At 43.0% G+C, this 8,884-nt stretch carries 7 protein-coding genes and 1 riboswitch; of the genes, 3 read left to right on the forward strand and 4 right to left on the reverse strand.

The genetic code is table 11. From position 1 onward, the window contains the following. Positions 1-291: 291 nt before the first annotated feature. Positions 292-1,971, forward strand: coding sequence for an ArnT family glycosyltransferase (locus Xentx_RS11370; RefSeq protein WP_074020277.1), 1,680 nt, complete (start codon positions 292-294; stop codon positions 1,969-1,971). A 61-nt stretch (positions 1,972-2,032) separates the two neighbouring features. Here the strand turns inward: Xentx_RS11370 and Xentx_RS11375 are convergent, their stop codons facing one another. The 4 genes from Xentx_RS11375 to thiB are packed head-to-tail and all read right to left on the reverse strand — an operon-like array spanning position 2,033 to position 5,646. Beyond that, positions 2,033-2,326, reverse strand: a complete 294-nt coding sequence (locus Xentx_RS11375) for a BrnA antitoxin family protein (RefSeq protein ID WP_074020278.1) — start codon at positions 2,324-2,326, stop codon at positions 2,033-2,035. Positions 2,327-2,361: 35 nt separating this feature from the next. Continuing rightward, the gene (gene thiQ, locus Xentx_RS11380) at positions 2,362-3,060 is read right to left on the reverse strand and encodes a thiamine ABC transporter ATP-binding protein ThiQ (protein ID WP_074020279.1); all 699 of its coding nucleotides are present in this window, start codon (positions 3,058-3,060) and stop codon (positions 2,362-2,364) included. Then, on the reverse strand, positions 3,053-4,657 hold the full coding sequence (gene thiP, locus Xentx_RS11385; protein WP_074020280.1) for a thiamine/thiamine pyrophosphate ABC transporter permease ThiP: 1,605 nt from the start codon (positions 4,655-4,657) through the stop codon (positions 3,053-3,055). The genes thiQ and thiP overlap by 8 nt, the downstream gene beginning before the upstream one ends. Then, positions 4,633-5,646 carry a thiamine ABC transporter substrate binding subunit gene (thiB, locus tag Xentx_RS11390; RefSeq protein ID WP_074020281.1) on the reverse strand — a complete coding sequence of 338 codons (1,014 nt, stop codon included), beginning with the start codon at positions 5,644-5,646 and terminating at the stop codon, positions 4,633-4,635. The genes thiP and thiB overlap by 25 nt, the downstream gene beginning before the upstream one ends. Before the next feature lie 134 nt (positions 5,647-5,780). After that, positions 5,781-5,885, reverse strand: a riboswitch (TPP riboswitch). 122 nt (positions 5,886-6,007) lie between these two features. Between thiB and rppH the strand changes: the two genes are divergently transcribed. Together rppH and ptsP are read left to right on the forward strand one after the other, a co-directional pair. Further along, a complete protein-coding gene (rppH, locus tag Xentx_RS11395) occupies positions 6,008-6,538 on the forward strand; it encodes an RNA pyrophosphohydrolase (RefSeq protein ID WP_074020282.1) in 531 nt (176 codons plus the stop codon). 9 nt (positions 6,539-6,547) lie between these two features. Continuing rightward, positions 6,548-8,788, forward strand: a complete 2,241-nt coding sequence (ptsP, locus tag Xentx_RS11400; RefSeq protein WP_074020283.1) for a phosphoenolpyruvate--protein phosphotransferase — start codon at positions 6,548-6,550, stop codon at positions 8,786-8,788. Positions 8,789-8,884: the final 96 nt, after the last annotated feature.

The following is an 8,884-nucleotide window of genomic DNA, read 5'->3' on the forward strand; positions in this document are numbered from 1 at the left end:
TTAGCTTGAACGAAGAGAAAGCCGCGTCATTTAGGCGCAGTCGGTAACATGCCCTTATAGGGCTAGAGCAAACCACCCGCTATGCGGGTGGTTCTGATTAATTAATAAAGCGATAATAATATTATTTATAATAAATTAATTGTTACCAAAGAGATATTAACTGCTTTAAATAATCAAAATGATTCATTGTTTTTTTCAAACTTAAGTCTATTTTGTTGTTATTATTAATTGGGTGATATCCAATTAATTTTTTTGAAAGAATGAAACATTAACTGAATCTGGTAAATATTAATGAATAACTCCAATAAATTGACGCAAACAGATATCAAATCCTTGCTATTATTTATCGCTTTTACTCTACTATATTTGTTACCCGGTGTTTATGGACATACACCCTGGAAACAAGATGAAAATTACAGTTTTGGCATTATTCATACCATGTATGAAACAGGGAATTGGTTGGTAACAATGAATGCTGGTCAACCTTTTATGGAAAAGCCCCCTTTATATTATTGGACAGCCACTTCATTTATCCATTTATTATCCCATTGGCTTCCGATGCACGATGCCGCCAGGACAGCCTCTTTATTTTTTTCAGTGATCAATTTTTCCTTTTTTATTCTGTTGGCACGTCGCGTATTTGATGTCAAAAACTTTACAGACAGTCGAATATGGATAGCTTTTGCTTTGTATGCCAGTGCACCTGGATTAGTTCGCCACAGCCACGATATGTTTACTGACACCTCACTAATAACCGGAACAACTATCGGATTATATGGTTTACTGGGATTAATCAAAAACGAAAAAACAGGTTACTCCTGTTTATGGTTGATCATAGGTACGACTGTAACACTCTTATCAAAAGGGGTATTTATTCCGGGATTATTATGGATTTGCCTTGTTCTGGCTCCCGTTTTCCTTAGACATTGCCGAACCAAACAATATTGGCTAAATGCTTTATTGTCAGGGATCATTGCACTGGTTTTAATCCTGCCGTGGCCGGTCATGTTATTTATTGAACATCCTGATTTATTTAAAATCTGGCTTTGGGATAACAATATCGGTCGCTTTTTAGGTTTTTCTGTTGAAGATCTTGGGGCAAGGGGAAATTTGACCATGATCCCTGAGGCAGTGCTATTGTTTGCCTTGCCATCAGGAATATTGGCTTTTATCTTTATATTAACAAACCCAATTAAAATTCTGTCAGATAAACACTATTTCTTGTGTGCAGCCTTTGTTGTATTAGGGGTTGTTCTATTACAAATATCAGCCTCTGGTCGTGCATTATATTTACTGCCTTTTATTGCACCCATGGCTATTTTGGCTACAGGGGTTTTTATTAAAATACCATCAATAATCTATAAATATTTAACCCTATTTTCTTCCCTATTTTGGTCTGCCCTGATTATCTTTTTATGGGTTTGTTATTTTTCGTCGCTTTCCACTGACTATAAGCATTGGTTAACCCCATTTAGCCGATGGCTGCCAATGAGTTATCAAATGCATTTTTCGGGATTTATTGTTACTGCTGCTGCCTTGATCACTACGGTATGGATAGCTAAAAGTTGGCTTCTTTCTAAATCACCGGACTTGCGCGCTGCCCAAAATTGGGTTTTAGGTATTGCTACAGTTTGGGGATTAGTATTTACATTATTTGTTGGCTGGATTGATTACACTAAGGGGTATAAAGAGGCGTTTCTTGACCTAAAACAGAAGCTAGCGGGAGTGTATAAAGATAATGACTGTATGGCATCATATTATATTGGGGAATCAGAAGCGCCAATGCTTTATTACTTTGCCCGTGTTTTGCATCAACAACAGCGTAAATTTGAAACGCCCGAAAAATGTGATTGGTTAATTGTATTATCCGAAGAGATAGAACCCGCCCCCGAAGGGATGACGCTATTTTGGCATGGACATAGGCCAAATCGAGATAGTGAGAATTTAGTTGTTTATAAGAAAGTGGGTTGAGTGATACAGAAGGTATCATACGTTAAGTATAAAAAGCCCGCTATTGCGGGCAGTATAGAGATTATTTTCGATGTAAATCACGTATCATTGCTTCACGTAAGATAGCGTTAAGCCTCGTCTGATAACCTTTTCCTGGTTGTTTAAGCCAGGCCAACACATCAGAATCAATCCTAACTGAAGCTTGTGTTTTTACCGGACGGTAAAATTGTCCTCGTTCTGCTTTTTTCCAGAAAGCGTCATCCAACGGCGCAATATCACTATAATCAATATCACTATCAGACTGCGTCTTAAGTTCAGATGCTCGCTTTTCTGTCAGAGGCGGTAGTTCACTTCTTTTATATCTAACCATGCTCATAACGTTTCCTCTCATTCCGCTCTAACAAGCTCTATTTAAGTGGTTATCCCCAAAACCACCGCCTCCGCAGCCTTGCCACTCACCAATTTCTCCGTCGCCCCATCGTAATGAATCTTGCCATCCACAATCAGCAAAGATCGTGGAGCGATTTTGGCTGCATCATCAAGATTATGGGATACCATGAGTAAAGTCATTTGTCGTTCACTGCATATTTGATCCAGTAATTCCAGCATTTCATTGCGTAAAGCCGGATCAAGTGCCGAAAAGGGTTCATCCAGCAATAAAATCGGTTGATGGCGGACTAAACAACGTGCCAATGCTGCTCGCTGGCGTTGTCCGCCAGAAAGTTGAGCGGGCAGGCGCGATAAACACTCCTCCAGTGACACTTGAGAGGCAATCTGTTGCAGCATTTGCTTTTGTTCAGCACTTAACCGTAATCCCGGATGCAATCCCAAACCAATATTTTGCTCAATGGTTAAATGGGAAAACAGGTTATTTTCCTGAAACAACATCGAAACAGGCCGTCTGGAAGGTGACGTGTTTGTATGGTTTCCGCCATCCAGCCAGATAGTACCGTGTTCTGGAAACTGAAACCCCGCGATTAAACTTAACAGTGTACTTTTACCCGCCCCGCTAGGGCCAAGGATCGCAATGCGTTCCCCAGCTTTTACGCTCACATTAAAATGCATGGCAAAGTGTTCATAAGTATAAATGACATTTTCAAGTTTAATCATGGCGTCGGCTCGGTAAGCGTTCAATTACAGTGAATAAAACAAAACACAGCAGGAGCAGTAGAAATGCGGTCACGGCGCCATCCTGACTGCGATATGCCCCAATTTGTTGGGAAAGGTAATAAGGCAAAGTGCGGAAATCTTCATTGCCAAATAAGGCGATCACACCAAAATCGCCAATAGATAATACACACGCGAAAGCCAACGCTTGTGCCAATGGAATTTTTAATGCCTTAAGCTCGATCCAATACAGGCGGTGCATTCCCTGAATATTGAGAGAACGGCATAAGGGATTGTAACGCTCTGCCAGATCACGCATTGGATTTTCCAATACTTTGAGTGCGTAGGGGATCGCCATCAATGCGTTGGTCAGGATAATCAGTCCGTAAGGCGATTGAGGGAGACCAATCGTTGTGTTTAGCAGGAGAAAAAAACCGGTGGCAAGGACGATCCCCGGCATAGCAAGGATCAACAATCCACTGGTTTCCATTGCTTGTCCCCATTGAGAGAAATGGCGTAAGCGTAATTCGCGGCTGCTCCATAGCAACATCATGGTGAGAATAACACACAGTAATCCGGCACCCAGCGCAATAATAATGGAGGTTGTAAGGGCTTGCCATAAAGCTGTTTGGCTTAAAACATTAAAAATATCACGGTTCAGTCCATCAACAATGACCGCCAATAAAGGAGGAATTAATAGCAGTAACGCGATGCCAATCAGTAAACCATCAGATAATTTTTGCAGCCATGAATCCTGTGGATTACGCCATTGTTGTTGATGCCCATAACCAACGGAAAGTGCGCCTTTAAGTTTTTGGCTAAGGAGCACCAAACCGAGACAACAAAAAAGTTGTATCAAGGCAAGCAGGGCGGCATGACCAAGATCGTAGTCATAGCTGAGAGCCTGATAAATGGCAAGTTCAATGGTCGTTGCGGCTGGGCCACCGCCAAGAGCAAGAACCGTCGCGAAACTGGCAAAGCACAGCATAAAAATCAGTGCTCCCGTCGGTAAAATTTGGCGGCGCAGGTAAGGCCACTCAATAAAACGAAAATGTTGCCATTCACTCATACCGAGCTGGGCGGCAAGTTGGCGCTGCTCAATGGCAATACTCTCCAGAGATTGCAGTAATAACCGTGTAGCCATTGGCATATTAAAGAAAATATGTGCCAGCAAAATCCCCTGTAGGCCATAAGGTGTGAAACGATATTCAACGCCTATCCATTGGAAAATATTATCCAGCCAGCCAGTCTGACCATAAACGGTGAGAATACCAAACAGAGCAACCAATACAGGGAGAATTAAGGTCATGGCGCATAAGCGCAGAAATAGTGTCTTTCCTGGAAAATGGCGACGGTAAAGTGCTCGCGCCAGAAAAATAGCGGGTATTACCGATAAGACGGCAGATAGAAATGCCTGCCAGAAGGTGAATCGAATGACATGCCAGAGATAACTGTCATGCAAGAATTCCTGCCAATGGCTTTCAGGCGCATTGAACCATAGCGTCCCGAATGCTGACAGGGCAACCATAATTAACAGGCCGGAGGCAATAACCCCCGGCAATAACCAACCCGCGATTAACGGCTTACAGCGCTTTGCCATGTACGGATCCATTTTGTACGGTGTTTTGCCACATCATCTGCGCTGAATTGCAGAGATTTCTCAGGAATGGGAAGTTGTTTGAAAACGTCGGGCAAAGGGATATCAATGACAGGATACATCCATTGGGTTGTTGGAATGACTTGCTGAAATGCTGGAGAGAGCATGAAATTCATAAACTTTTTCGCCAGTTCTGGCTGTTTACTTGAGGCCACTTGAGCGGCCACTTCAATCTGCAAATAATGTCCTTCGTTGAAGATAGCGGTCGCGTAGTTATCTTTTTTCTCTGACATAATGTGATAGCCAGGTGACGTGGTATAGCTCAACACCATATCACCTTCACCTTTCAGAAACAGGCCATAGGCTTCACTCCAGCCTTTAGTGACGGTGAGTGTCTTTTTGGCAACTTTTTGCCACTCCTGAGCGGCTTTGTCGCCATAGAGTTCTTGTATCCAGAGCAGTAGTCCTAAGCCTGGAGTGCTGGTGCGTGGGTCTTGGTAAATAATCTTCCAGTCCTGGTGGCTATTGATTAATTCATCCATACTTTTAGGTGGATGAGGCAGGGTATTTTTGTTGTAAATAAAGGAAAAATAACCGTAATCGTAAGGAATAAACGTCGTGTTGTGCCATGCGATGGGTAATTTCAGTTTTGAGGTATCGATGTGACTTGGTGTGAATAACCCTGTTTGCTGAGCGGCTTGAATCAGGTTGTTATCTAACCCCAGTATAATATCTGCTGGTGTTTTTTTTCCTTCCATCCTTAAACGGTTCAGCAAAGATACACCATCTTCCAACGCAACAAGTTTCAGTTCACAGCCACATTCTGCTTCAAAGGCTTTTTTGATGGCAGGCCCTGGTCCCCATTCAGAGGAAAATGAATCATAAGTATAAACTGTCAGGGTAGGTTTTGCCTGGTTTGTTTGAGCAAAGACACTGCCAGAAATAGACAGAATACTGATAGCAATAAAGCTGGAAAATAATTTCGTAAACACTTTGCTCTCCTATAGTTGCATATATCAATAGTTAAAAAATATTGATGTTTATATACATTAATGACTAATGTTTGTTATTAGCAGATAGCAAAGGATCTGAGAAGGTGCTAAATGAAAATGACATCTGTTATATCAATGATTAGCGTCTCAAATCCCTACGACGGTACTAACCGGTTCAGGTTCGACGGGTTTATTCTCAGCAGTACTGTTTTGCGACAGTCGCACCCCGTTGAGATAGCGGTATTGTAGAGATTTCGGCTACGTCTGCAAAGTCTAATCATAGAGGTTTAGGTTTACCGCTTGAGATGAGTGTGAAACAATTAGCTATCTTTTTAAATTTGTTATATCGAGAGGTAGTCTGGTGATCGATGATGATGGCTACCGCCCGAATGTAGGAATTGTAATTTGTAATCGCCAAGGGCAGGTTCTGTGGGCACGCCGTTATGGGCAGCATTCCTGGCAGTTTCCTCAGGGGGGTATCAATCCAGGGGAATCACCAGAGCAAGCGATGTATCGCGAGTTGTTCGAAGAAGTTGGTTTAAATCGCAAAGATGTACGGGTTCTCGCCTCAACCCGGAGTTGGTTGCGTTACAAATTACCCAAGCGTTTGGTGCGTTGGGATACAAAGCCTGTTTGTATCGGGCAAAAGCAACGTTGGTTTTTATTGCAGTTATTGTGTAATGAAGCGGATATTAATGTGCAGCGTAGTAAGACACCGGAGTTTGATGGTTGGCGCTGGGTTAGTTATTGGTATCCTGTCCGGCAGGTCGTTTCTTTTAAACGAGATGTATATCGTCGTGTGATGAAAGAATTCTCTTCTATTGTGATGTCAACGCCGGAGCCCACTTCATTATTACCTTCACCTTATTTACATCGCCGTAGAAAAAGTTAGGTCATTGCTATGCTCATGCGCTTACGGGAAATTGTCGAAAAGGTTGCGATGGCAGCTAATTTATCTGAAGCGCTTGAGTTATTAGTCAATGAAATGTGTCTGGCAATGGGTACGGATGTTTGCTCTATCTATTTGGCGGATCATCAGCGGCAATGTTATTACCTGATGGCAACCAAGGGGTTAAGAAAACCCAAAGGGCAAGCAATTAGTCTCTCTTTTGATGAAGGCGTTGTGGGACAAGTTGGGCGTTTATCCGAATTAATTAATCTCGCTGATGTCCGTGACCATCCTAGTTTTAAATATATTCCTCAGGTCAGAGAAGAAAGCTTGCGGGCTTTTTTAGGTGTACCGATTATTTATCGTCGCCAATTGCAGGGAATATTAGTCGTCCAGCAATATGAGCGACGGTTATTTAATGAAAGTGAAGAATCTTTCATGGTGACATTGGCGATGCAGCTTGCTGCTGTTCTCGCTCAGGCGCAAACAAAAGGGTTATTCGGCCAGTATCGTCAGACCCGCATTAAGGCGCTTACCATTTCTAATGGCATTGTTATGGCACAGGGATGGCAAGATCGTTCCCAGCCTTTGTTGGAACAAGTGACTGAAGCATCGACCCTGGATTATCAGGCTGAACGCTCCAGGCTGACTTTTGCCCTTGAAGAAGCAACCGCTGAGTGCCGTCGTATCAGTAAACGCTTTACTGCCAGTTCACAGAAAGAAAGTGCCGCCATTTTCGATCTCTATTCTCATTTATTAAATGATCCTCAACTCAAGCGAGATCTGTTTTATTCCGTCGATAACGGTTTTGTGGCGGAATGGGCGGTTAAAACTGTGATTGAAAAATATGCTGAACAGTTTGCCAGCTTGCAAGATCTTTATATGCGCGAGCGGGCATCGGATCTGCGGGCACTCGGCCAACGGGTACTGTTTCATCTGAATGGCTCCTTCACGGGCACAAGGCAGTGGCCGCAGCGTTTTATACTGGTTGCTGATGAACTCAGTGCCAACTTGTTGGCTGAATTGCCACAAGATCAATTGGTTGGTGTGATTGTGCGCGATGGCGCGACTCACTCCCATTCTGCAATATTGGTTCGGGCGATGGGTATTCCCGCTATCATGGGTGCGGATATCCAGCCTGAGTTATTGCACAACCGGACACTAATTCTTGATGGTTATCGTGGAGAGATTTTTATTGAACCAGAGCCCCTGGTTGCCCAAGAATACCAACAACTTATTGAAGAAGAACAAATTATCAGCAAATTAGCTGAATATGAACAGCAGAAACAAGCGCGGCTAAAAAGTGGAGAACGGGTTCTGGTGCAGCTTAACGCAGGCTTGAGTCTGAAACATGAACGGCAGATAGAAGATAATATTGACGGTATTGGGCTATACCGCACAGAAATCCCGTTTATGCTGCATAGCGGTTTCCCATCAGAAGATGAGCAGAAAAATCGTTACCAAGAGATACTGGAGCTTTTCCCTGATAAGCCAGTCGTATTGAGAACACTGGATATTGGCGCGGACAAACAACTTCCCTATATGCCCATCAATGAAGAAAACCCTTGTTTGGGATGGCGGGGAATTCGCATCACGCTGGATCAACCGGAAATATTCCTGATTCAGCTTCGGGCGATGCTAAAAGCTAATGCACAGACTGGCAATTTAAAAATACTCTTGCCGATGGTAACCAGTATTGAAGAGATTGATGAAGCTCGAAAACTGATTGAGAGAGCGAAAATTGAAGTAGAGCAAACACTAACCGATACCATCACAATGCCCCAAATTGGTATGATGCTTGAAGTACCTTCTACCCTTTTTTTGCTGCCCCAATTAAAGCAACGGATTGATTTTGTTTCTATTGGTACAAATGATTTAACTCAGTATTTGCTTGCCGTGGATCGCAATAATACACACGTCGCTTCGCTATATGATAATTTACATCCTGCGGTGATTAGAGCCCTGAAATGCATTTTTGATGAATGCCAGCGACTTGATCTCCCTGTTAGCATATGCGGAGAAATGGCAGGTTTACCAATGGGAACACTCATATTGCTTGGCTTAGGTTATCGTAGCCTGAGCATGAGTGGCCGCAGCGTTCCGCGTACTAAGTATTTATTACGCCACTTGGATGCTAAAGAACTAGAGCATCTTATTAAATTGATTTTGCAAGCTGAAACCAGCCATGAGGTCAAAGCGCTCTCAGCCGAATTTATGGAATCGCATGGCTTGGGTGGCTTGATTCGAGGGTAATGAAATGGACACCTCCCCAAATCGGCTCCAGTGAGCCATGCTGAATACATCAGCAAAATATGAAGAGGTGTCCCATGGAACAAATTATCGGAATTG

The sequence above is a fragment of the Xenorhabdus thuongxuanensis genome, from assembly GCF_001908095.1.
GTDB classification, from domain to species: Bacteria; Pseudomonadota; Gammaproteobacteria; order Enterobacterales; family Enterobacteriaceae; genus Xenorhabdus; species Xenorhabdus thuongxuanensis.